This window comes from Streptomyces sp. P13-3-3, from assembly GCF_050571355.1.
Classification (GTDB): domain Bacteria; phylum Actinomycetota; class Actinomycetes; order Streptomycetales; family Streptomycetaceae; genus Streptomyces; species Streptomyces althioticus.
Window position 1 is genome coordinate 672556 of record NZ_CP192228.1, and the last position, 26225, is coordinate 698780.

The 26225-nt window shown below is 72.1% G+C and carries 21 protein-coding genes and 1 tRNA gene; 9 read left to right on the top strand and 13 right to left on the bottom strand.

From position 1 onward, the window contains the following. Positions 1-64: 64 nt before the first annotated feature. From ACQZOG_RS03210 to ACQZOG_RS03240, 7 genes are all read right to left on the bottom strand, one after another. Entirely contained in the window at positions 65-550 is a 486-nt protein-coding gene (locus ACQZOG_RS03210; protein ID WP_106963283.1) for a hypothetical protein, read from the bottom strand. A gap of 92 nt (positions 551-642) precedes the next feature. After that, complete coding sequence (gene pth / locus ACQZOG_RS03215) at positions 643-1245, bottom strand: aminoacyl-tRNA hydrolase (RefSeq protein WP_430741258.1); 603 nt, start codon at positions 1243-1245, stop codon at positions 643-645. A gap of 74 nt (positions 1246-1319) precedes the next feature. After that, positions 1320-1913 (bottom strand): 50S ribosomal protein L25/general stress protein Ctc, encoded by a 594-nt coding sequence (locus ACQZOG_RS03220; RefSeq protein WP_037640026.1) that lies wholly within the window; start codon positions 1911-1913, stop codon positions 1320-1322. A 206-nt stretch (positions 1914-2119) separates the two neighbouring features. Next, positions 2120-3100: a ribose-phosphate diphosphokinase gene (locus tag ACQZOG_RS03225; protein WP_033277315.1), complete on the bottom strand. Its 981-nt coding sequence runs from the start codon at positions 3098-3100 to the stop codon at positions 2120-2122. Between the two features lie 89 nt (positions 3101-3189). Beyond that, complete coding sequence (gene glmU / locus ACQZOG_RS03230; RefSeq protein WP_193455033.1) at positions 3190-4635, bottom strand: bifunctional UDP-N-acetylglucosamine diphosphorylase/glucosamine-1-phosphate N-acetyltransferase GlmU; 1446 nt, start codon at positions 4633-4635, stop codon at positions 3190-3192. 122 nt (positions 4636-4757) lie between these two features. After that, positions 4758-4828: transfer RNA gene (locus tag ACQZOG_RS03235), tRNA-Gln, on the bottom strand. A gap of 6 nt (positions 4829-4834) precedes the next feature. After that, complete coding sequence (locus tag ACQZOG_RS03240) at positions 4835-5707, bottom strand: hypothetical protein (RefSeq protein WP_430741259.1); 873 nt, start codon at positions 5705-5707, stop codon at positions 4835-4837. 168 nt (positions 5708-5875) lie between these two features. On the opposite strand from ACQZOG_RS03240, the gene ACQZOG_RS03245 reads away from it, so the two are divergent. Next, positions 5876-7189: a sensor histidine kinase gene (locus ACQZOG_RS03245; RefSeq protein ID WP_430741260.1), complete on the top strand. Its 1314-nt coding sequence runs from the start codon at positions 5876-5878 to the stop codon at positions 7187-7189. A gap of 22 nt (positions 7190-7211) precedes the next feature. On the opposite strand, the gene ACQZOG_RS03250 is transcribed toward ACQZOG_RS03245, so the two are convergent. Together ACQZOG_RS03250 and ACQZOG_RS03255 are read right to left on the bottom strand one after the other, a co-directional pair. Next, complete coding sequence (locus ACQZOG_RS03250; RefSeq protein WP_193468408.1) at positions 7212-7706, bottom strand: SUKH-3 domain-containing protein; 495 nt, start codon at positions 7704-7706, stop codon at positions 7212-7214. A gap of 44 nt (positions 7707-7750) precedes the next feature. Beyond that, entirely contained in the window at positions 7751-8281 is a 531-nt protein-coding gene (locus ACQZOG_RS03255; RefSeq protein WP_193455037.1) for a YwqJ-related putative deaminase, read from the bottom strand. Positions 8282-8624: 343 nt separating this feature from the next. On the opposite strand from ACQZOG_RS03255, the gene ACQZOG_RS03260 reads away from it, so the two are divergent. The 3 genes from ACQZOG_RS03260 (at position 8625) to ACQZOG_RS03270 (ending at position 13490) form a co-directional block, all read left to right on the top strand. Beyond that, the gene (locus tag ACQZOG_RS03260) at positions 8625-9614 is read left to right on the top strand and encodes an SMI1/KNR4 family protein (RefSeq protein WP_058917937.1); all 990 of its coding nucleotides are present in this window, start codon (positions 8625-8627) and stop codon (positions 9612-9614) included. A 9-nt stretch (positions 9615-9623) separates the two neighbouring features. Further along, positions 9624-12386, top strand: a complete 2763-nt coding sequence (locus ACQZOG_RS03265; RefSeq protein ID WP_430741261.1) for an SUKH-4 family immunity protein — start codon at positions 9624-9626, stop codon at positions 12384-12386. A gap of 186 nt (positions 12387-12572) precedes the next feature. Continuing rightward, the gene (locus tag ACQZOG_RS03270) at positions 12573-13490 is read left to right on the top strand and encodes a hypothetical protein (protein ID WP_037643886.1); all 918 of its coding nucleotides are present in this window, start codon (positions 12573-12575) and stop codon (positions 13488-13490) included. A gap of 51 nt (positions 13491-13541) precedes the next feature. On the opposite strand, the gene ACQZOG_RS03275 is transcribed toward ACQZOG_RS03270, so the two are convergent. Further along, on the bottom strand, positions 13542-15125 hold the full coding sequence (locus tag ACQZOG_RS03275; RefSeq protein WP_372453485.1) for a cation acetate symporter: 1584 nt from the start codon (positions 15123-15125) through the stop codon (positions 13542-13544). Positions 15126-15154: 29 nt separating this feature from the next. Next, on the bottom strand, positions 15155-15643 hold the full coding sequence (locus ACQZOG_RS03280; protein ID WP_058916655.1) for a DUF485 domain-containing protein: 489 nt from the start codon (positions 15641-15643) through the stop codon (positions 15155-15157). A 657-nt stretch (positions 15644-16300) separates the two neighbouring features. Here ACQZOG_RS03280 and ACQZOG_RS03285 point away from each other — a divergent pair. From ACQZOG_RS03285 to mfd, 3 genes are all read left to right on the top strand, one after another. Further along, positions 16301-17089 (top strand): ABC transporter ATP-binding protein, encoded by a 789-nt coding sequence (locus ACQZOG_RS03285; protein WP_033278138.1) that lies wholly within the window; start codon positions 16301-16303, stop codon positions 17087-17089. Next, positions 17086-19665: an ABC transporter permease gene (locus ACQZOG_RS03290; RefSeq protein ID WP_037640010.1), complete on the top strand. Its 2580-nt coding sequence runs from the start codon at positions 17086-17088 to the stop codon at positions 19663-19665. Before ACQZOG_RS03285 ends, ACQZOG_RS03290 begins: the two co-directional genes overlap by 4 nt. Positions 19666-19901: 236 nt before the next feature. Then, positions 19902-23435, top strand: coding sequence for a transcription-repair coupling factor (gene mfd / locus ACQZOG_RS03295; protein WP_033278136.1), 3534 nt, complete (start codon positions 19902-19904; stop codon positions 23433-23435). A gap of 78 nt (positions 23436-23513) precedes the next feature. Here the strand turns inward: mfd and ACQZOG_RS03300 are convergent, their stop codons facing one another. Then, entirely contained in the window at positions 23514-23699 is a 186-nt protein-coding gene (locus tag ACQZOG_RS03300; RefSeq protein WP_033278135.1) for an antitoxin, read from the bottom strand. Positions 23700-23907: 208 nt separating this feature from the next. Here ACQZOG_RS03300 and ACQZOG_RS03305 point away from each other — a divergent pair, with 208 nt between their 5' ends. Further along, positions 23908-24660 (top strand): HNH endonuclease family protein, encoded by a 753-nt coding sequence (locus ACQZOG_RS03305; protein WP_033278134.1) that lies wholly within the window; start codon positions 23908-23910, stop codon positions 24658-24660. A gap of 103 nt (positions 24661-24763) precedes the next feature. Continuing rightward, a complete protein-coding gene (locus ACQZOG_RS03310; RefSeq protein WP_037640009.1) occupies positions 24764-25507 on the top strand; it encodes an acetyltransferase-like protein in 744 nt (247 codons plus the stop codon). A gap of 127 nt (positions 25508-25634) precedes the next feature. Here ACQZOG_RS03310 and ACQZOG_RS03315 read toward each other — a convergent pair whose 3' ends face one another. Continuing rightward, on the bottom strand, positions 25635-26129 hold the full coding sequence (locus ACQZOG_RS03315) for a hypothetical protein (RefSeq protein ID WP_037640008.1): 495 nt from the start codon (positions 26127-26129) through the stop codon (positions 25635-25637). Between the last annotated feature and the right edge of the window lie 96 nt (positions 26130-26225).

A 26225-nucleotide genomic window follows, 5' to 3' on the forward strand; every position in this document is an offset into this window, starting at 1 on the left:
CAAAGGGCGGCGCCCTCCGGCTCGCACGAACCGGAGGGCGCCGCCCCTCGTCATGTCCGGGGGCCTACAGCGCCACGAACGCCGCCGTCAGCAGTCCCGCGCCCGCCAGCGCCATCACCCACGCCGCGCGCGTCCGCAGCAGACCGCCCGCCACCACCACCGACGCCAGCAGCAGCGCACCCCCGAGCGGCACCCACGCGTACAGCACCCCGGCCGGACCGGAACGCACCGCCTCCTCGCCGCCCGGCTTCAGCACCACCGTGTACGTGCTGCCCTTCTCCACGGCCACCGTGTCGTCCAGCACCACCTTCTCGCGCGGCTGCGCCCCCGGCGACAACGGCCGGAACGGGCCCTCACAGGCGTCCTCGGCGCACCGCGTCACCTCGACCGTGCCGCGCTCGCGGCCCTTGGTCAGCATCACGTGCTGCGCCGTCCCCCACGACGCCCACACACCGGCGATCAGGATGAGCACGGCGACCGTGCCCATCGCCGCGAACCGGCCGAAGCGCAGCGCCGAGGAACCACGCGAGGAACGGACAGCGGAAGGCATGGCCGCGATCTTTGGCCATGACCTCGCGCCCGGTCAACTCCGGCGGGCGGCACCAGCGCAGATGTCCGGCCTTGTCGCCCTCGTCACCCGCGTCACGAGTTGTACGCGCTCTGCGCCCGCTCCAGACCCTCCGTCACCAGGCACTCCACCGCGTCCGCCGCCCGGTCCACGAAGTAGTCCAGCTCCTTGCACTCCGCCGACGAGAAGTCCTTCAGCACATAGTCCGCCACCTGCATCCGCCCCGGCGGCCGGCCGATCCCGAACCGCACCCGGTGGTAGTCCCGGCCGAACGACCCCGTCAGCGACTTCAGACCGTTGTGCCCGTTGTCCCCGCCACCCAGCTTCAGCCGCAGCGTCCCGTAGTCGATGTCCAGCTCGTCATGGACCGCCACCACCCGCTGCGGCGGCACCTTGTAGAACTCCCGCAGCGCGTTCACCGGCCCGCCCGACAGATTCATGTACGACATCGGCTTCACCAGCACCACCCGCCGGCTCCCCGGCCCCGGAGGACCGATCCGGCCCTCCACGACCTGCGCCTGCGCCTTCGCCGCCCGCTTGAACCGGCCGCCCATCCGCTCCGCCAGCAGGTCCGCGACCATGAACCCCACGTTGTGCCGGTTCATCGCGTAACCCGGCCCCGGATTGCCCAGCCCGGCGACCAGCCAAGGGCCCGCCGCGTCCTCCGTCACGCCCACGTTTCCTCCCACATACGCGTCGGCCGCCGCCCCGCACGGGAGCAGCGGCCGACGTACGACTGGATCCGAAAGGCTCAGGCCTCGGCGGCCTCGTCGCCCTCCTCGGCACCCTCCGGCGCCTCCTCGGCCTGCGCGGCCAGGACCTGCAGCACCACGGTGTCGTCCTCGACGGACAGCGAAACACCGCTGGGGAGCTTGATGTCCTTGGCGAGCACGGAGGCGCCGGCCTCCAGGCCCTCCACGGAGACGGTCACGCTCTCCGGGATGTGCGTGGCCTCGGCCTCGACGGGCAGCGCGTCCAGGACGTACTCCAGCAGGTTGCCGCCCGGGGCCAGCTCACCCTCGGCCTGCACCGGGATCTCGACCTGGACCTTCTCGCCGCGCTGCACCAGCTGCAGGTCGACGTGCTCCAGGAAGCCCTTCAGCGGGTCACGCTGAACCGACTTCGGAATCGCCAGCTCGTTGGTCTTGCCGTCGATGTCCAGCGCGATCAGGACGTTCGGCGTACGCAGGGCGAGCAGCAGCTCGTGACCCGGGAACGTCAGGTGGATCGGGTCGGAACCGTGACCGTACAGAACACCGGGAACCTTGTCGGCACGACGGATACGGCGGGCGGCACCCTTGCCGAACTCGGTGCGCGTCTCGGCGGCGATCTTCACCTCGGACATGATCACTCCTCATAGTCAGAAACGGACGTGGTCACCCGGCCACGAACGGCCTGCTACGAAGAGCGCGTCGATAACGGACCGCCGTACGAACTTCCGAAGAAGCGGTACGGCCTCCCTCGCCGAGCAACTCGTGCAGTTTACCCGGGCCAGGAGGCCGTACCCAAAACGATCACCGGCAGCCGAACCGACGTCCGACCGCAGAACCCTTACTGCTCGTCGAACAGGCTCGTCACCGAGCCGTCCTCGAACACCTCACGCGCCGCACGCGCGATCGTCGGCGCGATCGACAGCACCTTGATCTTGTCCAGGCTCTCGCTCAGCTCACCCGGCGTCGGCAGCGTGTTCGTGAACACGAACTCACTCACCTTCGAGTTCTTCAGACGGTCCGCCGCCGGACCCGACAGCACACCGTGCGTCGCCGTCACGATCACGTCCTCCGCGCCGTGCGCGAACAGCGCGTCCGCCGCCGCGCAGATCGTGCCACCGGTGTCGATCATGTCGTCCACCAGCACACACACGCGGCCCTTCACCTTGCCGACGACCTCGTGCACCGTGACCTGATTCGCCACGTCCTTGTCCCGGCGCTTGTGCACGATCGCCAGCGGCGCGCCCAGCCGGTCGCACCAGCGGTCCGCCACCCGCACACGGCCCGCGTCCGGAGACACCACCGTCAGCTTCGAACGGTCCACCTTCGCGCCCACGTAGTCCGCCAGCAGCGGCAGCGCGAACAGGTGGTCCACCGGGCCGTCGAAGAAGCCCTGGATCTGGTCCGTGTGCAGGTCCACCGTCAGCAGACGGTCCGCACCCGCCGTCTTCATCAGATCCGCGATCAGACGCGCCGAGATGGGCTCACGGCCACGGTGCTTCTTGTCCTGCCGGGCATACCCGTAGAACGGCACGATCACCGTGATCGAACGGGCAGACGCACGCTTCAACGCGTCGATCATGATCAACTGCTCCATGATCCACTTGTTGATCGGCGCCGTGTGGCTCTGGATCAGGAAACAATCGGCGCCACGCGCCGACTCCTGATACCGCACATAGATCTCGCCGTTCGCGAAGTCGAAGGCCTTCGTCGGGACGACCCCGACACCCAACTGCTGGGCGACCTCCTCGGCAAGCTCGGGGTGGGCGCGGCCGGAGAAGAACATCATCTTCTTCTCGCCGGTCGTCTTGATCCCGGTCACAGCACTGTCTCCTCAGAGGTGTCTCAGCTGGTGGGGTGCGCGTTTCCGCACCTCTCACGGTACGCCGTCCCGAACGGAACGCTCTCCGGTCAGTCCTCGCCGGCCGGCTCCCCCGACGCCGCCTCCGCGGCCTTCGCGGCAGCACTCCCCGGACGCTTACGAGCCACCCAGCCCTCGATGTTGCGCTGCTGACCACGGGCCACCGCCAGGGAACCGGGCGGCACATCCTTCGTGATCACCGAGCCCGCAGCCGTGTAAGCACCGTCTCCGACCGTGACAGGAGCAACAAACATGTTGTCCGACCCCGTCCGGCAGTGCGACCCGACCGTCGTGTGATGTTTGTCCTGTCCGTCGTAATTGACGAACACACTTGCCGCACCGATGTTCGAGAAATCACCGATCGTCGCGTCACCCACATACGACAGATGCGGAACCTTCGACCCCTCACCGATCGACGCGTTCTTCGTCTCCACGTACGTACCGATCTTGCCCTTACGCGCCAGCCGCGTCCCCGGACGCAAATACGCGAACGGACCCACCGACGCCTCCGGACCCACCTCGGCACCCATCGCCACCGTGTTGTCCACACGCGCCCGCGCACCCACCCGGGTGTCCGTCAACCGCGTGTTCGGACCCACCTCACAACCCTCACCCAGATGCGTCGCCCCATGCAGCTGCGTCCCCGGATGCACCAGCACGTCCCGCTCGAACGACACCGTCACGTCCACCCACGTCGACGCCGGATCCACCACCGTCACACCCGACAACATCGCCGCCGTCAACAGCCGCTCGTTCAGGATCCGCCGCGCCTCCGACAACTGCACACGGTTGTTGATCCCCGCGATCTCCCGGTGATCCCCCGCCACCGACGCACCCACCCGGTGCCCCGCCTCACGCAGGATCCCCAGCACGTCCGTCAGGTACTCCTCACCCTGACTGTTGTCCGTACGCACCTTCTTCAGCGCATCCGCCAGCAACGCCCCGTCGAACGCGAACACACCCGAGTTGATCTCCCGGATCGCCCGCACCTCGTCCGACGCGTCCTTGTGCTCCACGATCGCCGTCACCGCGCCGGAGCCGTCCCGCACGATGCGGCCGTAACCCGTCGCGTCCGGCACCTCCGCCGTCAGCACCGTCACCGCGTTGCCGTCCGCCACGTGCGTCTCCGACAGCCGGCGCAGCGTCTCACCGGTCAGCAGCGGCGTGTCACCGCACACCACGACCACGGTCCCGTCCACGGAACCGCCCAGCTCCTCCAGACCCATCCGCACGGCGTGCCCCGTGCCGTTCTGCTCCGCCTGCACCGCGGTCCGCACGTCCGGGGCGACCTCGGCGAGATGCGCGGTCACCTGCTCACGGGCGTGACCCACGACGACCACGAGGTTCGCCGGGTCCAGCTCACCGGCGGCGGCGAGCACATGGCCCACCAGGGAACGGCCACAGATGTCGTGCAGAACCTTCGGTGTGGCCGACTTCATACGGGTGCCCTCACCCGCTGCGAGAACGACGACGGCTGCCGGGCGATTGGCGCTCACGGGATGCCCTTCGGCTGTGTTGGAGGTGGGGGGATGGACATCCGCAGGATACCGGGGCGTTTCCGGGGGGACATGAGAGCGGGTCCTGACCGTGACCGGCCAGGACCCGAACTGAGGATGTGCTCCCGGGGGAGGACTCGAACCCCCATGATCAGAGCCAAAATCTGACGTCTTGCCCTTAGACGACCCGGGATTACCCTTATGTCCGATTTCGCGCATCGGACGAGGTGGCAGCCCCTACTATGCCGTACCACCAGCCTTCGATGCGACGGTACAGGTCGGCTCCGTTCCTCACGTCCACGCGGAGGCATCCCCGGTACGTGTCACCGGTGTTCTTCCGGTTCGTCGCCGGGTTGTGCCTCTTGAGCGTCGTCTTCAGGAAGCCGGTCCGGTCCACGCCCACGTGGTCGGCCCAGAACAGTTCGGCACCCTGGACGTCGGCGGTCTCGTGGATATGTACGGCGAACCTGATCTGAGCCGGGTCCACGTCGAGCAGGCGCAGCCAGGCCAGGAAGACCGAGATCATGTCCGGGTCGCTGTTGACGAAGGTGACGCGCTCCTGCGGGTTGTGCGGCTTTCTCTTCGATCCCTCGGCCCAGTAAAGGCCCACCCCGAGCAGGAAGAGTTCGCGGTCCGTCATGGAGCCGATCTCGTTCGTCGCAGCCGCGCGGGTCCGCTGTCGCTCCTCCTCGCGGAGCCGCAGCTTCGCCTCCCAGCCCCGCCGGGCGATGGCCGCCGCCTCCTCGCGGCTGCGTTTCCGCTCCGGCTTCGGCAGACCCCGCACCCACAGCGAGATCGAGCTCTTCGAGCAGCCCAGCTCGACCTGGATCTGGTCGTAGGTCCAGCCCTTGAGGCGGAGCGCGCGGGCCCGCGCGCGCAGGTCGTCCTTGGCGTTGGGCCGGCGGGTCCATTCCGGGGCGGGTTCGCCCTGGAGGAGCCGGTTGAGGATGTCGTTGTTGTCGACGTGGAGCCGGTCGCGGATCTGGCGTCGGCTGAGTCCTTCGCGTCGCAGGGCGACGGCCTGTTCGCGCAGGCCTTCGAAGTCGGCGTATTTGCCGGTCGGATGTGCCATGGGCATACCGTCCGGCCGGAATGGAGGGTTCCCGGGTCGAACGGTGCGCGATTCAGCAGTTCGAGGGATTGTGGGGCGTACGGCGGCTGATCGGTCGGCCGGTGTGGTCCGGGGGCGAGGTGAAAACTCGCCGGAAAACGGGCGGGGAGCGCCTTTAGGCTGGGAGGCATGACCGCGACGGGGGAAGACCATGTGACGGCCCGGGGAGGGCCCTGGTGGTGGGAGCGGCGGCGCAGTGCCGTGCTCGATGTGGGGCTCGCGGCGGTGTCCGCGCTGGAGTGCGGGGTGGAGGGGGTCCCGTTCGCGTGGGAGGCGGGGGTCCCGGTCGCCGTGGGGGTGTTGTTCGGTCTCGCGGCGGGGTCGGTGTTGCTGGTGCGGCGGCGGTGGCCGATCGCGGTGGTGCTGGTGGCGATCGCGGTGACGCCGGCCGCGATGGGGTTCCTGCTGGGGATCGTGGGCCTGTACTCGTTGGCTGCTTCGGATCTGCCGCGCCGGATCATCGGGTCGCTGGCGGGGATGCAGTCGGTGGGTGTGCTGATCGTGATGTTCGTGCGGATGCGGCAGGACATCGCGCGGGGGGACGTGGATGTCGGTGACTGGCTGGTGCCGTTCGCGTCGGTGACGATGGCGCTGGGTGTGACGGCTCCGCCGGTGCTGCTGGGGCTGTACGTGGGGGCGCGGCGGCGGCTGATGGAGAGTCTGCGGGAGCGGGCGGACAGTCTGGAGCGGGAGCTTCAGTTGCTCGCGGAGCGGGCGGAGGAGCGCGCGGAGTGGGCGCGGGGTGAGGAGCGGACGCGGATCGCGCGGGAGATGCACGACGTGGTGGCGCATCGGGTGAGTCTGATGGTGGTGCATGCGGCGGCGTTGCAGGCGGTGGCGCGGAAGGATCCGGAGAAGGCGGTGAAGAACGCCGCGCTGGTGGGGGACATGGGCCGGCAGGCGCTGACGGAGCTGCGGGAGATGCTCGGGGTGCTGCGGGCGGGCGGGGACGCGGTGCGGTCCCGGTCGGAGGGTGCGTCGGTGCCGTTGGCGGCGGTGGGGGCGGCCGCGGCGGCCGCGGCGTCGCGGGTGGCGGTGGAGGAGCCGGCGGAGGGGCCGTCGCTGGCGGAGATCGACGAGTTGGTGGGGCAGTCGGCGGCGGCGGGGATGGTGGTGGATCTGTCGGTGGAGGGGGAGTACCGGGCGTATGCGCCGGAGGTGGAGGCGACGGCGTACCGGGTGGTGCAGGAGGCGTTGACGAACGTCCACAAGCATGCGGCGGGTGCGAAGACGTATGTGCGGCTGGCGCATCGGGTGTCGGAGATCGCGATGCAGGTGGAGAACGAGCCGCCGTCGGGGGCGGGTTCGTCGGCGGGGTTGCCGTCGGGGGGCAACGGTCTGGTGGGGATGCGGGAGCGGGTGTCGGCGCTGGGGGGTGTGTTCGTGTCGGGGCCGACGGACGCGGGGGGTTTCCGGGTGTCGGCGGTGATTCCGGCGGCGTAGGTCTGTCGGTGTGCGGCGGGGGTCAGCCGGCGGTGAGGCGTTGGGGTGTGGTGCCGGAGATCAGGGTGGCGAGGGCGTGGTCGATGTCGGGGCCGAGGTACCAGTCGCCGGTGTGGTCGAGGGCGTAGACGCGGCCCTGTGCGTCGATGGCGAGGAGTGCCTGGGTGCCGGGTTCGGCGCCGAGGGGGCAGACCTGGGTGTCGAGGGCGCGGCCGAGGTCGCCGAGGGTGCGGGCGAGGTGCAGTCCGTGCAGGGGGTCGATGTGGAGCGGGGTGGGGGCGATCTGGCGGCCGGGTCCGGTGGGCCGGATGTGGAGTCCGCCGAATTCGGCCCAGGCCTCGACGGCGGCGGGGAAGACGGTGTGCCGGTGTCCTGCGGGGGAGGTGTGGTCGCGGAGGGTGTCGGCCCAGATCTCGGCCTGTTTGATGTCCCAGCGTCCGGGTTGCCATCCGGCGGCGCGCAGTGCGGCGTCGACGGGGACGGCGAATCTGGTGGTCGAGGTGCGGTCGGTGTGCATCTGCTCTTCGTTCGTCGAGGTCGTGTGGTGGTGCGGGGGGTGGTTCAGCCGTCGGTGGCGGCGGGGTCGACCGTGCGGACGCCGAAGTGGGCGGTGAGGGCGGTGCAGGCGCGGCAGGGGGCGGCGTAGCTGCCGTGGAGGGGGTCGCCGTCCTCGCGGATGCGGCGGGTGGTGAGTTTGGCGTGCTTGAGGGCTTTGCGGGCCTCGCCGTTGGTCATGGGTTTGCGGGCGGCTCTTTTGCTGCGGGCGGCGTCGGCGGTGGCGATGTGCCGGGAGATGAGGATGGTTTCGGCGCAGCGTCCGGTGAAGCGGTCGCGCTGGTCGCTGGTGAGGGTGTCGAGGAAGTCCTGGACGAGTGGGTGGAGTGCGGGGGGTGTGTCGCCGCGGGCGGCGGTGCCGGTGAGGGTGGCGCCGCGGACGGAGAGGGCGGCGGCGATGGTGGGGAGGATGCCGTCGCGGCGGTGCCGGAGGGTGGGCGCGGGGGTGGTGTCGGTGGCGCTCCAGCCGATGCGGGGGTCGCCTGAGCGGGGGTCGCCGGTTGGTCCGGTGTGCGTCCCCGTCTGCGTCGCGTTCATGATCGTCATCCCCTCCCGAGCATCCCCCCGGTGGTCACAGAGTGCCAAATCGCGTGGCGGCTGGGGAAGCTGGGGCGGGGCGACACGCCAGGGCGGGGGCGGGCTGTCACGGTGGGGTGACGTGGGGTCACGGAAGCGGAGGGGCTGGTGACCGGTGCCCGGTGACCGGTGGGGGTGTACCGCATAGGCTGTCGGCACCGCGATCCGGCGGTGTTCCGTGTGTGGGCGCCGGGGGTTCGTGGTGGTGAAGCAGTCGAGACAGACGTGACAGTCGAATACGTTCCGTGACGGCCCTGACGGTGGGGCGGGCGGGGCGTACAGAGTGCCGCAGGGGGCAACCGCCATGACGACAGGTCGGCTCGGGCAGACCGCCGCGCCGCCGAACGCGGCCTATGCCGGGCAGGTCGTGCACTTCCCGGATCCGGTGCGGGCGGCCCGTCACCCCAGAGGGGTGCGGGTGGACGAGCGTGGTTACCCCGACTTCTCGCCGTACGCGCGCGCGGCCGCGGAGATCGCGGATCCGCCGGAGGGTTTCGGCGTGGACGAGCTGCGGCTTACGGACTATGTGTCGGCGAACGCGGCGCTGGCGGCGACGGGTCACGAGTTGTGGGACACGGTGCCTGCGGTGGCGACGCCGCACGGCTGGACGTGGCATCACGTGGCGGGGACGCGGCGTCTTGAGCTGGTGCCGGTCGAGGTGAAGGCGTTGCTGCGGCATCACGGTGGTGTGGCGACGGCGGCGGTGGATCACGCGAAGCGGGGGACGCGGCCGTTGCAGGAGACGCGTCCGGCGCATTTCGGGTTGCCGAAGTCGGGTGTGGCGGTGACGGAGTCGCAGGTGCTGGGTGTCGAGGAGGATCTCGGGTACCGGTTGCCGGGTGCGTACCGGTCGTTCCTGAAGGCGGCGGGCGGGTGCGCGCCGGTGGGGACGGCGCTGGACGCGGAGCTGGGTCTGCTGGTGGACCAGCCGTTCTTCACGGTGCGGGACGAGGCCGCGGTCAACGACCTGGTGTATGTGAACAAGTGTCTGCGGGACCACCTGACGAAGGACTATCTGTGTGTCGCGTTCGTGCAGGGTGGTCTGCTGGCGGTGAAGGTGCGGGGCGAGCGGCAGGGGTCGGTGTGGTTCTGCGCGTACGACGATGTGCGGGACGTGGATCCGTCGTTGCCGCCGGCGGAGCGTGTGGAGCGGTTGCTGCTTCCGTGCGGTGAGGATTTCGACGTGTTCCTGTCGCGGCTCGCGGGGTCTCCTCCGGAGTTGGAGACGGTGGCGAATCTGATGGTGGACGGCGGGTTCGCGCGTGCCGTTCCGGTTTCTTCCGCGGGGGAGTGAGTCGTAGCGATGGTGACGTTCGCGCAGGCGCAGGAGCGTGCGGAGGAGTGGGTCAACGGGGACGTGCCCGCGTATCAGCACCGTGAGGTGCGGGTGCGGGAGTTCGGTCTCGGGTTCGTGGTGTGGGCGGAGGACCGTGCGGACGGTCCGCGTTCGGACGGCGGCGGGCAGCGGCTGGTGATCGCCCGGGACAGCGGTGAGGCCACGCTGTGGCCGGCGCTGCCGGTGGGTGAGGTGATCCGCCGGTACGAGGAGGAGTACGGCAGGGACGAGGCGGCGGCGGAGGAGCCGGCGCCCGAGCCTCCGGCGCGGGTGGACCTCAATCAGACGTCGTTCTTGCTGAGTCCTCCGGAGTGGTTGCAGGAGGCGGCGGACCGGCTGGGGATCCCGGACCGGCGCGGGGAGACGTCGGGGGGTGCCGCCGGGGTGGCCTCGGACGGGTCCGCGCCGGCGTCGGCGGGGTCCGGTGCCGGGCCGGCGTCGGGTGCGGTGCCGGGGCAGGCGGGTGCGCCCGACGCGAGCTGGGCGTCGTCGTCCACGGGTGCGGGCCGGGGCGCCGACGCGGAGTCCCCGGCGGGTTCCGGTGCCTCGGCGTCCGCCTCCGACGGCAGTGGTTCGGCGTGGCCGGCGGCCGGCGGCGGTGCGGACGAGGGCACGCCGTGGGCCGGTACGGACACCACGGGCGACGCGGGCGAGGACCGCTCGGTGCCGCTGCCGCAGACCGTGTACGCGCCGCAGGTGCGGGAGCCGGGCGAGGACGCTCCGGCGACGCCCGACGCGCAGACGGCGCTGATGTCGGGTGGCTCCCAGCTGCCGCCGACGGCGGTCGCGCCGGCGGTCCGGCCGGGGCAGCCGGCTCCGCCGCCTCCCACCCAGGCGGGGCCCCCTGGGACGCCGCCGCCTCCTAGCCAGGCGGGTGCCCCCGGCACCCCGGCGCCGGGTACGCCCGCGCCTCCGCAGGCTCCGGGCGCGCCGGACGCCGGTGACATCGCGGACGCCGCGACCAGCAAGGCGACCCCGCCGCCGAAGCGGGGGCAGGGTCCGACGACCCCGCCGCCTCCGGGCGCGCCGGGGACGCCGGGCGCGCGTCCCGGCGGTACGCCCGCGCCCGCTCCCGCGCAGGGTGGGAGCGGTTACGTGCCCACGCAGCTCGTGTCGTCGCTGGGACCGGAGGGGCCGGACGGCCCGGGCGGCGGGCAGACGCCTCCGCCGGGGGCGCCGACTCCGCCTCCGCCGGGTGCGCCCGGTACGCCTCCGGGCGGGGTGCATCACGCGGCGACGATGCTCGCCGATCCGAACAGCTCGGGCGCCGGGGTGCCTACGCCTCCGGGCCCGCCCGGTGCTCCGGGTCAGCCGGGTGCGCCTCAGCCTCCTGGTCCGCCCGGTGCCCCGGGGCAGCCCGGCCGGCCCGGCGCCCCGGGTGCTCCCGGCGCGCCCCAGCCGCCCGGTGCTCCCGGCACTCCCGGTCAGCCCGGGGCCTCCGGGGCGCCCCAGCCTCCCGGCCCGCCCGGTGCTCCGGGTGCCCCCGGTCAGCCCGGCGCGCCCCAGCCCCCCGGTGCTCCCGGCACTCCCGGCGCCCCGGGCAACGCCCCCGGCGCCCCGCCGGTGCACCACGCGGAGACCGTCCTGGCCGCGCCGCCCGTCGGCGGTCCGGGCGCGCCTCCGCCGCCGCCCGGTGCGCCCGGTACCCCGCCGATGGCGCCGCCCGGGGCGATGCCTCCCGGCGCCATGCCCCCGCCGGGTGCTCCCGCGCCGGGGCAGCCGCCGGCGTACGGCTATCCGCAGCAGCCGCCCGGTCAGCCGACCGTCGGCCCCGGCTACCAGGCCGTGCTGCGCTACCGCGCGCAGGACGGCTCCGAGCAGCAGCTGATCCGGCGTTCCGCGCCGGGCACCCCGCACCCGGAGTGGCAGATCTTCCACGAGCTGCGCGCGATGAACGTGCCGCCGAACCAGGTGCTGGAACTGCACACGGAGCTGGAGTCGTGCGAGCTTCCGGGCGCGTACTGCGCGCGGATGATCCGTGAGCAGTGGCCGCAGGCGCGCATCACGTCGATCGCGCCGTACGGCACGGACCACGCGAGCCGGCAGCAGGGCATGCAGCAGCTCCTGGCCCACCAGGGCGAGCTGCACCAGGTGGCGGACGGTCCCGCGCGTCCCGCCCCGGTGCGGGCGCCGATCCCGCCGGTGCAGCCGGCCCCGCCGATCCCGCCGGAGGCGATCGGGCAGGAGCTGGCGGCCGCGTTCGGGCCGGGCGTGTTCCGGTTCGAGCAGGCGGCGGTGTCCCGTCAGGGCGTGCCGCCGGTGGTGGCGCACACGCTGGTGACGGCGGGGCTGCCGACGGACATGGGGCCGTTCTTCTGGGCGCAGGCCCAGCCGGGCCGCCCGGTGCCGACGCTGGCGGAGCTGGCCGCGGAGCGGGGTGTGCAGCCGGCGCCGGACGCGGGCTCGTACCTGGTGATGGGCAGCGACTTCGGCAAGGCGGTCTGTGTGCAGTACGGCACGGCGAACATCGTCGCGGTGCCGGTGGAGGCCGGTCCGGGCGGTACGGCGGTGCCGCCGCAGTTCGTGAACACCGGGCTGCCGGAGTTCGCGCGCTGCCTGGCGCTGCTGGGCCGGATGTGGCGTCTGCGGTTCGGGCTGAACCAGGAGCAGGCGGGCCGCTGGACCGTCGACTTCCAGGCGCAGCTGGCCGCGCTGGACCCGGCGGCGCTGGGGTCGCCGGAGACGTGGTGGTCGGTGCTGCTGGAGCAGATGTGGGACGGGCTGCTGTGAGCCGCCGCCGCTGAAGGTGTGACCCGTGAGCCGGGCCCGGTCGTGACGACGACCGGGCCCGGCTTTCGTGTGTCCGCCCGTCGCGGGGCCCGGCGAGCGGAGTGTCGCGTTATGAACACGTCCTCGCCATCGATCAAGATGTGCGCGATTCATCCCTTTTTGTGCTCGGTCGTCGTGCTGGGCTTCATGTCCGTCGGTGGAAGGGGTTCCAGGGTGAGCAGCAGCACATCGGTGTCGTCGCAGGGGTTCGAGATCGTCCGCCGGGGGCGCGGGTACCGCCCGCTCCAGGTGATCGCGTACGTCGAGGCGCTGTCGGACGACCGGGACGCCGCCTGGGAGCGCGCGGCGCGGCTGACCGTCCTGGCGCGGGAGATGGAGGAGGAGCTCGAACGGCTGCGGGAGCGGGCGGCCGGGCTGCCGGAGCAGACGTACGAGTCGCTCGGCGACGGGCCGCGGCGGCTGTTCCTGCTGGCGCTGGAGGAGGCCGTGGCCGTACGGGAGTCGGCGCGGCAGCACGCGCGGGACCTGGAGGACCTGGCGCGCGACGACGCCGCCGAGGTGGAGGGGGCCGCGCGGGCGTACGCGGCCACGCTGCGCGGCGTCGCCGACGAGTACGCCCGGGAGCGGCTGGCCGCGGCGCGGGAGAAGGCCGACGAGATCCGTGTCGAGGCGCGGCTCGACGTGAAGGAGCGGCGCACCGAGGCGCTGGCGGAGGTGCGGCGGCTGCGGGAGCGCACCTCGGAGCTGCTCGCCGAGGAGGCCAGGGCGCAGGCGCAGCGGCTCGACGAGGTCGCCCGGGAGGAGGCGGCGCGGGCGGCGGAGCTGGACGCGCGGCAGACGGAGGCGGAGGAGCGCGCCGAGAAGGTGCTCGCGGAGGCGCGGCAGGCGTTCGCCGACGCGGAGGAGGCGGCCCGGCGCTGCGCGGACGAGGCGCGGGAGCGGGCGGCGGAGGTGCTGGCCGAGGCGCGGTCCCGGGTGGAGGGCGTAGAGCGGGAGACCGAGCGGGTGCTGCGGGAGCACGCCGACCGGCGGGAGGACGTGCAGATGCAGATGGACCACGTGTCCGCGAGCCTGAGCGCGCTGACCGGCCGCGCCGTGGAGTGACCCTTCCCGCGCGGCCGGCCGCTGTTGCCGCCGGTCGGTGTCCTCCGCCGGTCAGGGCCTTCTGCGGACGGCGCCGGCGAGGATCCAGCCCTCCACCGCCTCGTACTGGCGGCGCTGTTCCTCCGCCCGGGCGCGGCCGGAGACGACGGTGCCGAGCCAGCCGCAGAGGAAGCCGAACGGGATGGACAGCAGACCGGTGGTGGTGAGGGGGAAGAAGTTGAAGTCGGCGTCGGGGAAGGCGGCCACGGGGGAGCCGGAGACCAGGTTGGTGCCCGGCATCAGCACCAGCACGGAGACGGTTCCTCCGACGAGGGTGGCGAGCAGGCCGGTGCGCGTGTAGCGGCGCCAGAAGAGGCTGTAGACGAGGGCCGGGGCGATGGCCGAGGCGCCCAGGCAGAAGGACAGCGTGATCAGCGGGTGCAGGCTGTGGTGCTGCACCAGGGTGGCCAGCAGGATCGCGGGCACGCCGACGGCCGCGGCGGACAGGCGGGCCAGCAGCATCTCGCGGCGCGGCGTCATCTCCCGGACCCGGGCGGCGAACACGTCGTGCGCGAGGGAGTTGGCGCAGGCGAGGATCATCCCGGCGACGGAGGCGAGGACGGTCAGGAAGATCGCCGTGGTGACGGTGGTGAACAGGACGGTCTCCGCGGTGGACACCTCCGCTCCGAACACCGCGCGGGTGCCGAGCAGGTAGGCGGTGTTGCCCCGCGGGTCGGCCCCGGCGACGACGGCCCGCCCGAGCAGCGCGGTCGCGCCGAACCCGACGACCGTGATGACCAGGACGAACAGCGCCACGCCCGACACCGCCCAGGACATCGAGCGGCGTACCTGACGGGCGCTGTCCGCGGTGTACATGCGCATGGTGATGTGGGGGAGGCAGGCGCCGCCGAGGACCACCGTGAGATGCGAGCTGATCATGTCGATGCCGGGGCTCGCGCTGCCGGTGAACTGCAGTCCGGACGCGAGGAAGGCGTCGCCGGCGCCGCTGTTGGCGGCTGCCGCGTCGAAGAGGGCGCCCGGGTTCCAGTCGAAGCGGTGCAGCGTCAGCGCGGCGACCACCAGGCCGGAGCCGAGCAGCAGCACGATCTTCAGGATCTGGATGAGGGCGGTGCCCTTCATACCGCCGATCGCCGCGTAACCGATCATCAGCGCGCCCACGCCGACGATGCACCCGGTCTGCATCGACTCGCCGGAGAAGCCCAGGATGAATCCCATGAGCTGTCCGGTTCCGGCGAGTTGCACCAGCATCAGGGGCAGCAGAGAGGCGAGGGTGACGGCGCTGGCGGTGATCCGCACCGAGCGGCCGCCCGGCATGCGGCGGGTCAGCGCGTCGCCCATGGTGAACCGGCCCGCGTTGCGCAGGGGTTCGGCCAGCAGGAACATCAGCAGCATCAGCGACAGGGCGGTGCTGAGCGCGAGGACGACGCCGTCGTAGCCGAACAGGGCGATGACGCCGCTCGTGCCGAGGACGGTCGCGGCGGAGATGTAGTCACCGGCGATCGCGAGACCGTTGCGCATGGGGGAGAGGGAGCCGTAGCCGGTGTAGAACTCGTCGAGGTCGTCCCGGTCGGGGCCGGTCAGCACGCACAGCAGCAGGGTGACGGTGGCGACCGCGGAGAACCCCACCAGGGACATCGTTTCGGCGGTGTCGCCGAACAGCGGGCTCACCGGACCGCCTCCCGACGCGCGTCGACCACGGCCTGACGGCGGATCAGGCCGGCCAGCGGGTCCACGCGGCGGCGCGCGGTCGCCTCGTACAGGGCGACGGCGAGCCAGGTGACGGGCACCTGGCCCACGGCGAGCAGCAGGCCGGTGGGGACACCGGCGGTGGTGCCGGTCATGAGGGACGGCGCGAACGCGGACAGCACCAGGAAGAGCACGAAGTAGCCGAGCGCGGTGAGGGTGGCGGTCCGGCGCTGCCGGCGGTAGGCGCGGCGCAGCCGGCGCAGGTCGCTGTGGTGGCCCAGCGGGGCGTGCCGGGGGGCCCGGTGCGGCCGGGGCGGGGGCGGGGCGGGCGGCAGCCAGGGGTAGGTGTGGTGGGTGGGGGAGGCGGCGTACGGGACGCCCGCGCGGGGATCCGTGTACGGGCCATCGGCGTACGGGGGCGGGGGTCGGTGCGGGTCGGGCGGAGGGGGGAAGGGGTCGGCGGGCATCCCGTGCTCCTTGCGTGGCTCGGGTCCGTGCGGGGACCGCAGGGAGGGGGGTGGCGGAGCGGAGCCCGCACGTTACTCGCGCGTAGAGCGGAGCGCGACGGTTTGGCGCAACTCGCGCGCGAGGGAGCGCTCTCGGGGGTGGTACATGCCCTGAGCTGGGGTGTTACCCGGATTAACTCCGACTTTTGCGGTGTACGCGGGACATCGAGCTGTCCATCGGCGGACTCTCCGCTTGACCCTGACGCGGCGGCAGGGGGGACGCTGGGCGGCGCCGGACGGGCCGGGTCCGCGGATGCGGACAGGAGGAGGCCGGGGGAGCCGAAGGGAGGAGCGACCCCGAGACGGTCTCCGCCCCACGAGGGAGAGCCCTTAGGGGCACCTCCGTACTGCGGCTCGGGGAGGGTTCGTCCCGGCGGAGGACGAACCGGGGCCGCCCCCGTCCTTAACCTGGCTTTACGCCGCTGGGGGGTGGCGGAGCACAGCACCGGGGGTGGGGTTTTCCACAGCGGAAGACTGCGCTGAACACCAGCGCGCCGGACCCCCTCCCCCCGCCAGACTGAAGCACGAACCGCACACCACGCACCGGGCGGCCGCCGCAGGCCAGGACGGCCGCCGGGAGCACCGCTTTCTCTTGACGACCGACATAGGAGACATACCGTGACATCGGCTGTGACCATTCCCAGGCACGGGGGTACTGGAGGGACTACGGCCGTTGCCGCGCGGGCGCGGCAGGTCGTGAAGGCGTACGGGTCGGGGGAGACCCGTGTCGTCGCCCTCGACCACGTCGACGTGGACATCGCCCGCGGTCAGTTCACCGCGATCATGGGCCCCTCGGGGTCCGGCAAGTCCACGCTGATGCACTGCCTCGCCGGGCTCGACACCGTGACGAGCGGTCAGATCTACCTGGACGACACCGAGATCACCGGGCTGAAGGACAAGAAGCTGACCCGGCTGCGCCGCGACCGGATCGGCTTCATCTTCCAGGCGTTCAACCTGCTCCCGACGCTCAACGCGCTCGAGAACATCACGCTGCCCATGGACATCGCAGGCCGCAAGCCCGACAAGGCGTGGCTGGACCGGGTGGTGGAGACCGTCGGGCTCGCCGAGCGGCTCAAGCACCGGCCGACGCAGCTCTCCGGCGGCCAGCAGCAGCGGGTCGCCGTGGCGCGGGCGCTGGCCGCCCGGCCGGAGATCATCTTCGGTGACGAGCCGACCGGCAACCTCGACTCCCGCGCCGGCGCCGAGGTGCTCGGCTTCCTGCGCCGCTCGGTCGACGAGCTGGGCCAGACCATCGTCATGGTCACCCACGACCCCGTCGCCGCCTCCTACGCGGACCGCGTGCTGTACCTGGCCGACGGCCGCATCGTCGACGAGATGCACCAGCCCACCGCCGAGCAGGTCCTCGACCGCATGAAGGACTTCGACGCCCGGGGGCGCACGTCATGACCGTGCTGAAGACCTCGATGCGCAACTTCCTCGCGCACAAGGGACGCATGGCGCTGTCGGCGGTGGCGGTGCTGCTGTCGGTGGCGTTCGTCTGCGGGACGCTGGTGTTCACGGACACCATGGGCACCACATTCGACAAGCTGTTCGCGGCGACCGCCTCGGACGTCACGGTCAGCTCCAAGGACGCCGACGACGGCGGTGAGACGACCGCCGGCAACGGCAAGCCGCCGGTGATCCCGGCGGCCGTGGTCGACCAGGTGCGCGGCGCGCAGGGCGTGAAGTCGGCCGAAGGCACGGTGTTCTCCACCTCCGTGACCGTCGTCGACGGCGACAAGGACAACCTCTCGCCCACCAGCGGCGGCCCGACCATCGTCGGCAGCTGGAACGCCAACGACGCCCGCACCATGGAGATCACCGACGGTGCGGCCCCCGAGGGCGCGGACCAGATCATGGTCGACGCCGACACCGCCGACAAGCACGACCTGGCGCTCGGCGACGAGATCGGCGTGATCAGCGCCCTCGGCACCCACACCGCGAAGATCTCCGGCATCGCCGACTTCACCGTCACCAACCCCGGCGCCGCGATCTTCTTCCTGGACACGGCGACCGCCCAGCGGACCCTGGTCGGCGAGAGCGGCGTCTACACCAACGTCAACGTCACCGCCGCGGCCGGCGTCAGCGACGACCAGCTGAAGCGGAACGTCCTGACCGCGCTCGGCACCGACTACAAGGTGCAGACCGCCAAGGAGAGCGCGGACGCCAACAAGGAGAGCGTCGGCGACTTCATGGACGTCCTGAAGTACGCGATGCTCGGCTTCGCCGGGATCGCCTTCCTCGTCGGCATCTTCCTGATCATCAACACCTTCTCCATGCTGGTCGCCCAGCGCACCCGGGAGATCGGCCTGATGCGGGCCATCGGCTCCTCCCGCAAGCAGGTCAACCGGTCGGTGCTGATCGAAGCCCTGCTGCTCGGCCTCGTCGGTTCGGTCCTCGGCGTCGGCGCGGGCATCGGCCTCGCGGTCGGCCTGATGAAGCTGATGGGCGCCATCGGCATGGAGCTGTCCACGAGCGACCTCACCGTCGCCTGGACGACCCCGGCGCTGGGCCTGCTTCTCGGCGTGGTCGTCACCGTCCTCGCCGCCTACCTGCCCGCCCGCCGCGCCGGAAAGATCTCGCCGATGGCCGCGCTGCGCGACGCCGGCACCCCGGCCGACGCCAAGGCCGGCCGCATCCGGGGCCTGACCGGCCTGGTCCTCACCGGCGCCGGCGGCTACACCCTCTACCTGGCGGGCAGCGCGGACAAGGCCACCGAGGGCTCGCTCTGGCTGGGCCTGGGCGTGGTGCTCTCCCTCATCGGTTTCGTCGTCGTCGGCCCGGTGCTGGCGAGCGGCGTGGTCCGCGTCCTCGGCGCGGTCCTGCTGCGGGCCTTCGGCCCCGTGGGCCGCATGGCCGAGCGCAACGCCCTGCGCAACCCGCGCCGCACCGGTGCCACCGGCGCCGCGCTGATGATCGGGCTCGCTCTGGTGGCGTGCCTGTCCGTGGTGGGCTCCTCGATGGTCGCCTCGGCCACGGAGGAGCTCGACAAGGTCGTCGGCACGGACTTCATCGTCCAGGACGACAACGGCATGGACCTCACCCCGGAGGCCGTCGCCGCGATCAGGGCCACCGAGGGCCTGGACCGGGTCACCGAGTACAAGTGGACGCAGGCCGACTTCACCACGCCCGACGGGAAGACCAGCGACGACACCGCGATCACCGCGACCGACCCGACGTACGCCGTCGACATGCGCATGGAGACCGTCGAGGGGAAGCTCGCGGACGCCTTCCGGCCGGACTCCATGTCCGTCCACGAGGACTACGCGAAGGACCACGGCATCACCCTCGGCTCGACGGTCGACGTCGCCTTCGAGGGCGGCAGGACCGGCACCCTCACCGTGCGGGCCGTGACCAGCAGCGAGGGCGTCATCGACGCCGGCGCGATGTACACGTCGATCGACACCCTCGCCCGGTATGTGCCCGCGGACAAGATGCCGCTCACCATGATGGTGCTCGCCTCGGCGAAGGACGGCCAGAAGGACGCCGCGTACGCGGCCCTGAAGCAGTCCATGGACCGCTTCCCGCAGTTCGAGGTGCGCGACCAGACCGACTACAAGGAGGCTCTGAAGGACCAGATCGGGCAGCTGCTGAACATGATCTACGGCCTGCTGGCGCTGGCGATCGTCGTGGCGATCCTGGGCGTGGTGAACACGCTGGCCCTGTCGGTCGTGGAGCGCACCCGGGAGATCGGCCTGATGCGGGCCATCGGCCTCTCGCGCCGCCAGCTGCGCCGCATGATCCGCATGGAGTCGGTCGTCATCGCCCTCTTCGGCGCCCTCCTGGGCCTCGGACTGGGCCTCGGCTGGGGCGCGACCGCCCAGCAGCTCCTCGCCCTGGAGGGGCTGAAGGTCCTCGACATCCCGTGGCCCACCATCGCCGGGGTGTTCGTCGGATCGGCGTTCGTCGGCCTGTTCGCCGCGCTGGTCCCGGCGTTCCGGGCGGGCCGGATGAACGTCCTCAACGCCATCGCCACCGAGTAGCGGCCGGCAGGAGCAGCAGGAGTTCACCGCACACGGGGGTTGCGGGGAGACCGGTGCCGGAAGGTCCCACGGGGGGGCCTTCCGGCACCGGCGTGTGCGGCGGGGGGAGGCGCGTGGCCCGTCGTCGTCCACAGCTCCGGCGGCTGTCGGCGGGTCGACGTACCCTGGACACCCCCGGCCCGCGGCGCGCGTCGGGCCCGTCGTGTTGCACATCCCCGGAAGGGATTCCGCCCCGCATGAGCCTGCACGGTCTGCTCGACGCCGTCGTCAAGGACACCGCCCTCGCGGAAGCGGTCACGGCCGCCGCCGACGGCAACCGCATGCACGTCGACCTGGTCGGCCCGCCCGCGGCCCGTCCGTTCGCGGTCGCCGCCCTGGCCCGTGACGCCGGCCGCCCCGTGCTCGCCGTGACGGCCACGGGACGCGAGGCGGAGGACCTGGCGGCCGCCCTGCGCTCGCTGCTCCCGCCCCAGGGCGTCGTGGAGTACCCGTCCTGGGAGACGCTGCCGCACGAGCGGCTCAGCCCCCGCAGCGACACCGTCGGCCGCCGCCTCGCCGTGCTGCGGCGCCTGGCCCACCCCCGCCCCGACGACCCCGAGACCGGCCCCGTCTCCGTCGTCGTCGCCCCCGTGCGCTCCGTGCTCCAGCCGCAGGTCAAGGGCCTCGGCGACCTGGAGCCCGTCTCCTTGCGCACCGGGCAGAGCGCCGACCTGAACGACGTCGTCGACGCCCTCGCCGCCGCCGCGTACGCGCGCGTGGAGCTGGTGGAGAAGCGCGGCGAGTTCGCGGTGCGCGGCGGCATCCTCGACGTGTTCCCGCCCACCGAGGAGCACCCCCTGCGGGTGGAGTTCTGGGGCGACGACATCGAGGAGATCCGCTACTTCAAGGTCGCCGACCAGCGGTCCCTGGAGGTCGCCGAGCACGGACTGTGGGCGCCGCCCTGCCGTGAGCTGCTGCTCACCGACGAGGTGCGCGAGCGGGCGCGGGTGCTCGCCGAGGAGCACCCGGAGCTGGGCGAGCTGCTCGGGAAGATCGCCGAGGGCATCGCGGTGGAGGGCATGGAGTCCCTCGCCCCGGTCCTCGTCGACGACATGGAGCTGCTGCTGGACGTGCTGCCCAAGGGCGCCATGACCGTCGTCTGCGACCCGGAGCGGGTGCGCACGCGCGCCTCCGACCTGGTCGCCACCTCGCAGGAGTTCCTGCAGGCGTCCTGGGCGGCCACCGCCGGCGGGGGCGAGGCGCCCATCGACGTCGGCGCCGCCTCCCTGTGGTCCCTCGCCGACGTCCGGGACCGGGCCCGCGAGCTGGACATGCCGTGGTGGACGGTGTCGCCGTTCGCCGCCGACGAGGAACTCGACGCCGACACGCTCAAGCTGGGCCTGCACGCCCCCGAGAGCTACCGCGGCGACACCGCGCGGGCGCTCGCCGACACCAAGGGCTGGATCGCCGACGGCTGGCGCACCGCCTACGTCACCGAGGGCCACGGCCCGGCCGCCCGCACCGTGGAGGTGCTCGGCGGGGAGGGCATCGCCGCCCGCCTCGACAACGACCTGGGCGAGCTGACCCCGTCCGTCGTGCACGTGTCCTGCGGCTGCATCGACCACGGCTTCGTCGCCCCGGCGCTCAAGCTGGCCGTGCTCACCGAGACCGACCTCACCGGCCAGAAGGCGTCCGGCCGCGAGGGCGCCCGGATGCCCGCCCGGCGCCGCAAGACCATCGACCCGCTCACGCTGGAGGCGGGCGACTACATCGTCCACGAGCAGCACGGCGTCGGCCGGTACATCGAGATGGTGCAGCGCACCGTGCAGGGCGCCACCCGCGAGTACCTGGTCGTGGAGTACGCCCCGGCCAAGCGCGGTCAGCCCGGCGACCGTCTGTACATCCCCACCGACCAGCTCGAGCAGATCACCAAGTACGTCGGCGGCGAGGCGCCCACCCTGCACCGGCTCGGCGGTGCCGACTGGACCAAGACCAAGGCGCGCGCCAAGAAGGCCGTCAAGGAGATCGCCGCCGACCTGATCAAGCTGTACAGCGCGCGGATGGCGGCGCCGGGTCACGCCTTCGGCCAGGACACCCCCTGGCAGCGCGAGCTGGAGGACGCCTTCCCCTACGCGGAGACGCCCGACCAGCTCACCACCATCGCCGAGGTCAAGGAGGACATGGAGAAGTCGGTTCCCATGGACCGGCTGATCTGCGGCGACGTCGGTTACGGCAAGACCGAGATCGCGGTGCGGGCCGCGTTCAAGGCCGTGCAGGACGGCAAGCAGGTCGCGGTGCTGGTGCCGACGACGCTGCTGGTGCAGCAGCACTTCGGGACGTTCAGCGAGCGGTACGCGCAGTTCCCGGTGAACGTGCGGGCGCTGTCACGCTTCCAGACCGACACCGAGGCGAAGGCGGTCCTGGAGGGTCTGAAGGACGGCTCGGTGGACGTGGTGATCGGCACCCACCGGCTGTTCTCCTCCGAGACCAAGTTCAAGGACCTGGGCCTGGTCATCGTCGACGAGGAGCAGCGGTTCGGCGTCGAGCACAAGGAGCAGCTGAAGAAGCTCCGCGCCAACGTCGACGTGCTCACCATGTCCGCCACGCCCATCCCGCGGACCCTGGAGATGGCGGTCACCGGCATCCGCGAGATGTCGACGATCACCACCCCGCCCGAGGAGCGCCACCCGGTGCTCACCTTCGTCGGCCCCTACGACCAGCGGCAGATCGGCGCCGCCATCCGCCGTGAACTGCTGCGCGAGGGCCAGGTCTTCTACATCCACAACCGCGTCGAGTCCATCGACCGGGCGGCGGCCCGGCTCCGCGAGATCGTGCCCGAGGCGCGCATCGCGACCGCCCACGGCCAGATGTCGGAGCAGGCGCTGGAGCAGGTCGTCGTCGACTTCTGGGAGAAGAAGTTCGACGTGCTGGTGTCCACGACGATCGTCGAGTCCGGCATCGACATCTCCAACGCCAACACCCTGATCGTCGAGCGCGGCGACAACTTCGGCCTCTCCCAGCTGCACCAGCTGCGCGGACGCGTCGGCCGCGGCCGCGAGCGCGGGTACGCGTACTTCCTCTACCCGCCGGAGAAGCCGCTGACGGAGACCGCGCACGAGCGTCTCGCGACCATCGCGCAGCACACCGAGATGGGCGCGGGCATGTACGTGGCGATGAAGGACCTGGAGATCCGCGGCGCGGGCAACCTGCTCGGCGGCGAGCAGTCCGGGCACATCGCGGGCGTCGGCTTCGACCTGTACGTGCGGATGGTCGGCGAGGCCGTCGCCGACTACCGCCGCCAGCTGGAGACGGGCGAGGTGGAGGAGGAGGCGCCGCTCGAGGTGAAGATCGAGCTGCCGGTCGACGCGCACGTCCCGCACGACTACGCGCCCGGCGAGCGGCTGCGCCTCCAGGCCTACCGGGCCATCGCCTCCGCGAACAGCGAGGAGGACATCGCGGCCGTCCGCGAGGAGCTGGTCGACCGCTACGGCAAGCTGCCGGAGCCGGTGGAGAACCTGCTGCTGGTGGCGGGCCTGCGGATGCTCGCGCGGGCGTGCGCGGTCGGCGAGATCGTGCTGCAGGGCACGAACATCCGGTTCGCGCCGGTGGAGCTGCGTGAGTCGCAGGAGCTGCGGCTCAAGCGTCTCTACCCCGGCTCGGTGATCAAGCCGACGTCCCACCAGGTGCTGGTGCCGCGCCCGAAGACCGCGAAGGTCGGCGGCAAGCCGCTGGTCGGGCGGGACCTGCTCGGCTGGGTGGGGGAGTTCCTCACCTCGGTCCTGGGATCCTGACCCCGCCGTACGGACGGCAGGGCCGCCCGCGGTGCGCGCGAGGCGCATCGCGGACGGCCCTGAGATCTGCGTGAGGTCCTACGGCTGGTCGGGGCGGTCGCGCTCCATGCCGAGCCGGCGCTCCGCCTGCTGCTGACCGGAGTCGATCTGCTGCTCGTACTTGCCGCCGGTCCTCTCGTTCATCTTCTTCTCCGCGGCGTCGGAAGCCTTGTGCGCCGCCTTGTGTGCCGACTTGTTGCTCTTGAACTTGTCGAGGATGCCCATCCAGAGCTCCTTCCGAAGTGGCTCAAATCCGACCATACGCGCCGATCGCGTCGAGTGCCCAAGCGGGCGGGGAAAGGTCTGGACCACTCGCTCGTTACGGTGAGCTTCCGGATGGGCCGCTCCCGCCGGGGCAGGCTCGGAACAGAACAGCAGAACAGCAGAACGAGGGAGGGGCGCGGTGACGCGAGACCTGGGGTGGGGCAGCAGGATGCGGCGCGCGGGAGGAGCGGCGGCCGCCGTCGCGGTGGTCCTCCTCGCGGGATGCGAGTCCATACCCGACGTGGACGTCCCCGCGTCCGGCGGCAGCGGGGCCCCGGCCCCCGACGGACGCGCGGCGAGCCCGCTGGACAACCCGGACGGCACCCGCCCCGGCCTCGCCCCGGTCCGTGACGCGCAGGAGCGCGCCGAGGCCGCCGCGCTCATCGACAAGGTCGCCACCAAGGGCCGCGGCCCCAAGACCGGCTACGACCGCGACGAGTACGGCTACGCGTGGATGGACACCGCCGACGGCGTGCCCCTCGCACGGAACGGCTGCGACACGCGCAACGACATCCTCCAGCGGGACGGCCAGGAGCTGCGCTTCCGCTCCGGCTCCGACTGCGTCGTCGTCTCCCTCACCCTGGCCGACCCCTACACCGGCAAGACCATCGAGTGGCGCAAGCAGAAGGCCGCCGAGGTGCAGATCGACCACGTCGTGCCGCTCTCCTACAGCTGGCAGATGGGCGCCTCCCGCTGGTCCGAGGCCAAGCGCCGGCAACTGGCCAACGACCCGCTCAACCTGCTCCCCGTCGACGGAAGCGCCAACTCCGCCAAGAGCGACTCCGGCCCGGCGTCCTGGCTCCCGCCCAGCAAGGGCATCCGCTGCGCCTACGCCGTCCGCTTCGCCCAGGTCGCGGTGAAGTACGAGATGCCCGTGACGAAGGCGGACAAGGAGACCATGCGGGAGCAGTGCGGGGTCTGAACCCCGCCGTCCGCCGAGCCCCTGCCGTCCGCCGGAGGGCAGGGCAGAGGGGAGCAGGGGAAACAGGTTGTCGGGCGCCGTGCCCACGCCTACCGTGCCGTCCATGACGTACAAGATCACGAGTCTCGCCGAGCGGCCCGACCGAGCACGCGACGTGTGGGAGATGGCGGACAGCTGGCCGGAGTTCGTGATCGCGGACCTCGTGGGCTCCGCCTGCTTCCCGCGCATCGCCGCCGAGCTGCCCGCCTACGTGCTCTTCGCCGAGGACGAGCGCGGCGAGGTCGTGGCCACCGCCCACAGCGTGCCGTTCGCGCTGCACGCCCCGGGCCGCGGCAGCCTGCCCGCGAGCGGCTGGGACCAGGTGCTGGTCTGGGCCTTCGCCGACCTGCGCAACGGCGTGCGGCCCGACACCGTCAGCGCGATCGCGGTCACCGTCACCCCCGAGGCGCAGGGCCACGGGCTGTCCGCGCTGATGCTCACCGCGATGCGGGACAACGCCCGGGCGCACGGCTTCACCGAGGTCGTCGCCCCCGTACGCCCCAGCGCCAAGCACCTCGAACCGCGCACCCCGGTCGAGGAGTACGTCCGCCGGGTGCGCCCCGACGGGCTGCCGGAGGACCCGTGGATGCGCGTCCACGCCCGCGCCGGCGCCACCGTCGAGCGGGTGGCGCCGGCGTCCATGACCGTGTCGGCGTCCCTGGACCAGTGGCGCCACTGGACGGGTCTTCCCTTCGACACCTCAGGACCGGTCGAGGTCCCCCGGGCGCTGGCGCCGGTCCACTGCGACGTGGAGCGCGACCACGCCGTGTACGTCGAGCCCAACGTCTGGATGCGCCACCCGCTGTGACGGGTGGTCACCGCGAGGCGGCCGCGGTGACCGGATGCGGATGCGGTGACCGGGAGCGGCCGCGGTGACCGGGGGCGGCCGGAAGCGGCCGTGACGGCCGGGCGGCGCGCGGCGGCGGGAGCGAGGGTCAGAACTGGCCGTTGCCGAGGAGCTCGCCGTCGGCGTCGTAGACGGTGACGAGGCCGTTCTCGCTCTGCTTCCAGTCGGCGAAGGCGGAGGCGATGAGCTTGGCGGGGCCGCTGCCCTCGCCCATGAGCCCGCCGGTGAAGTCGGTGTAGACGTCGGCGGTGTCGAGGATGTCGTTCTGCTTGTCGGCGCCCTGCACCTTGGTGACGTGCGAGACGGCCTCCTTCTCCTGGGCCGTCCCGTTCTCCTTCACGAACGCCTTGAACTGCTCGGCCTGCGAGAGCTTCTTCTCGGCCTTCTCCGTCTCCTCGGTCTTCCCGGGGCCCTGACCCGAGTCCGCCCCCGCGTCCTTCGCGCCGCCGGGCTGCCGGTCGGCGGAGGCGGAGGTGCCCTTGTCGGTGGTGCCGGTGCCGTCGTCGCCGGCGTTGGCCGAGACGGCGCCGATGACGACGAGCCCCACGACGGCACCAAGCGCGATCTTGGTCTTCATACCCATGACGGTGTCCCCTCCCCAGGCGGCGGCCGCCCCGGTTCGATCGGCGGCCGCTCGTTTGCGGGGTCAATCAGAGCAGAGAGTGTGAACCGAGTCAAC

Bases quoted from the DNA above. Each gene is read 5' to 3' on its own strand.
- ACQZOG_RS03220 (WP_037640026.1), bottom strand. From the start codon at position 1,913: ATGTCCGAGGTGAAGATCGCCGCCGAGACGCGCACCGAGTTCGGCAAG.
- ACQZOG_RS03315 (WP_037640008.1), bottom strand. From the start codon at position 26,129: ATGGGTATGAAGACCAAGATCGCGCTTGGTGCCGTCGTGGGGCTCGTC.
- ACQZOG_RS03290 (WP_037640010.1), top strand. From the start codon at position 17,086: ATGACCGTGCTGAAGACCTCGATGCGCAACTTCCTCGCGCACAAGGGA.
- ACQZOG_RS03245 (WP_430741260.1), top strand. From the start codon at position 5,876: ATGACCGCGACGGGGGAAGACCATGTGACGGCCCGGGGAGGGCCCTGG.
- ACQZOG_RS03310 (WP_037640009.1), top strand. From the start codon at position 24,764: ATGACGTACAAGATCACGAGTCTCGCCGAGCGGCCCGACCGAGCACGC.
- ACQZOG_RS03270 (WP_037643886.1), top strand. From the start codon at position 12,573: ATGTCCGTCGGTGGAAGGGGTTCCAGGGTGAGCAGCAGCACATCGGTG.
- ACQZOG_RS03280 (WP_058916655.1), bottom strand. From the start codon at position 15,643: ATGCCCGCCGACCCCTTCCCCCCTCCGCCCGACCCGCACCGACCCCCG.
- mfd (WP_033278136.1), top strand. From the start codon at position 19,902: ATGAGCCTGCACGGTCTGCTCGACGCCGTCGTCAAGGACACCGCCCTC.
- ACQZOG_RS03255 (WP_193455037.1), bottom strand. From the start codon at position 8,281: ATGAACGCGACGCAGACGGGGACGCACACCGGACCAACCGGCGACCCC.
- ACQZOG_RS03265 (WP_430741261.1), top strand. From the start codon at position 9,624: ATGGTGACGTTCGCGCAGGCGCAGGAGCGTGCGGAGGAGTGGGTCAAC.
- ACQZOG_RS03260 (WP_058917937.1), top strand. From the start codon at position 8,625: ATGACGACAGGTCGGCTCGGGCAGACCGCCGCGCCGCCGAACGCGGCC.
- ACQZOG_RS03275 (WP_372453485.1), bottom strand. From the start codon at position 15,125: ATGTCCCTGGTGGGGTTCTCCGCGGTCGCCACCGTCACCCTGCTGCTG.
- ACQZOG_RS03240 (WP_430741259.1), bottom strand. From the start codon at position 5,707: ATGGCACATCCGACCGGCAAATACGCCGACTTCGAAGGCCTGCGCGAA.
- ACQZOG_RS03210 (WP_106963283.1), bottom strand. From the start codon at position 550: ATGCCTTCCGCTGTCCGTTCCTCGCGTGGTTCCTCGGCGCTGCGCTTC.
- ACQZOG_RS03305 (WP_033278134.1), top strand. From the start codon at position 23,908: ATGCGGCGCGCGGGAGGAGCGGCGGCCGCCGTCGCGGTGGTCCTCCTC.
- ACQZOG_RS03250 (WP_193468408.1), bottom strand. From the start codon at position 7,706: ATGCACACCGACCGCACCTCGACCACCAGATTCGCCGTCCCCGTCGAC.
- ACQZOG_RS03300 (WP_033278135.1), bottom strand. From the start codon at position 23,699: ATGGGCATCCTCGACAAGTTCAAGAGCAACAAGTCGGCACACAAGGCG.